Genomic DNA, 386 nt, shown 5'->3' on the forward strand with positions numbered 1-386 from the left:
ACCTTGGTCTGGGGATACTCCACGGCAATGGCATCAGGGAAGCCCTTGAGACCGTCCACACACGCAATCAGGATGTCTTCCAGACCGCGGTTCTTCAGCTCGGTCAGGACCGACAGCCAGAACTTTGCCCCTTCGGTCTCGGCCAGCCACAGGCCTAACAGCTCCTTGTGCCCCTCCATATTGATGCCCAGTGCCAGATAGAGCGACTTGTTGATCACCCGCTGGTTCGCGCGGATCTTCAGCACAATGCAGTCCAGATAGACGATGGGATAGAGCGGATCCAGCGGCCGGTTTTGCCATTCGTGGACCTGCTCGATGACGCGTTCGGTCACCTTCGATACCAGCGCCGCCGAGATGTCGGCGTCATACATCTCTTTGAACGCGTC

Annotated in this window: 1 protein-coding gene; it reads right to left on the minus strand. The window is 58.3% G+C overall.

What is annotated here, in order from left to right:
• Positions 1-386, minus strand: a 386-nt coding sequence (locus ACLHZ1_RS20665) for an IS256 family transposase (protein WP_427263545.1), incomplete at both ends; no start/stop codon positions are given.

Origin of the sequence: Aeromonas sobria, from assembly GCF_050266975.1 — a bacterium.
Classification (GTDB): Bacteria; Pseudomonadota; Gammaproteobacteria; order Enterobacterales; family Aeromonadaceae; genus Aeromonas; species Aeromonas sobria_B.